The following is a 1,068-nucleotide window of genomic DNA, read 5'->3' on the forward strand; positions in this document are numbered from 1 at the left end:
CCACGGGAGAGGGCTGGCTTGAGAATATCCGCGAGCCCCTTAGAACCACTGTCTCCACCAGTGCTACCAGCACCAAGGATTTGGTGAATTTCATCGAAGAAGAGGATAATATTCCCTGCTTCTTTCACTTCATTGACTAAGTTTTGAACGTTTTCTTCAAAGCTACCACGATATTGAGTCCCAGCCTCAAGACCAGAGATATCAATGGAAATAATTTCCTTGTTCTTAATAGCAGCTGGAACATCACCGTTCACAATAGCTTGTGCTAGGCCTTCGACAACTGCTGTCTTACCAACACCTGCATCTCCAACCAAAACAGGATTATTCTTAGTACGGCGTGAGAGGATTTCAGATGTCTCTTGAATTTCCTTGTTTCGTCCGATGACTGGATCCAGCTTGCCCTCACGCGCTTCTGCTGTCAAGTTTCGACCTAGTTTTGCAAGGACACCATCTTGTTTCATACCTGAAGGCTGTTGTGGCATTTGTCCATCAACTTCTGCATTTCCTGGTAATTGACCAGTCGCACGATAGTGAGCAAATTCCTCAGGTGTCACTTCACGTCCATTAATCAAGTAGCGACGATTTTCAGAACTGTATCCTCGCATACCACCCATCAATTGGTTAAATAAATCATCCATGTTGTTAAAATTATTAAAGTTGTTGTTCATATTCTTTACCTCTTTTTGTTTACTTAGTTATGATTACTGATATTGACTATCTTTGACCTTTGTTTTAAAAAATTTAGACTAGCTAAATCGCTACTCTACGTACTATTTCTGGTTTTTCTTTTTCAAGCAGGAGTAGACTATCTTTACTTCTGAAGATTTCTAGATTAAACATAGACCCCACCTCTTTCTATTTTACTTTAAATAAGTGTTCTAGTAAGGCTTTCATTTACCTTACGTTCATAATATACTACATTAGTCAGAAAAGGTCAAGTATTTTGGCTTTAATTGACCAATAAATTTTAATCGAGTAGGGGATAATCTCTAGCCCCTCTTACACCACCGTACGTGCCGTTCGGCATACGGCGGTTCAACTAACTTTTAACGCATGTCGTTCAAGGTA

Annotated in this window: 1 protein-coding gene; it reads right to left on the reverse strand. The window is 40.1% G+C overall.

The features are described 5' to 3' along the window. Positions 1-668 (reverse strand): AAA family ATPase (locus B7692_RS07430; RefSeq protein ID WP_142360050.1); only part of this gene is annotated, 668 nt, incomplete at its 3' end. Between the last annotated feature and the right edge of the window lie 400 nt (positions 669-1,068).

The sequence above is a fragment of the Streptococcus mitis genome (genome assembly GCF_002096925.1).
Lineage (GTDB): Bacteria > Bacillota > Bacilli > Lactobacillales > Streptococcaceae > Streptococcus > Streptococcus mitis_AF.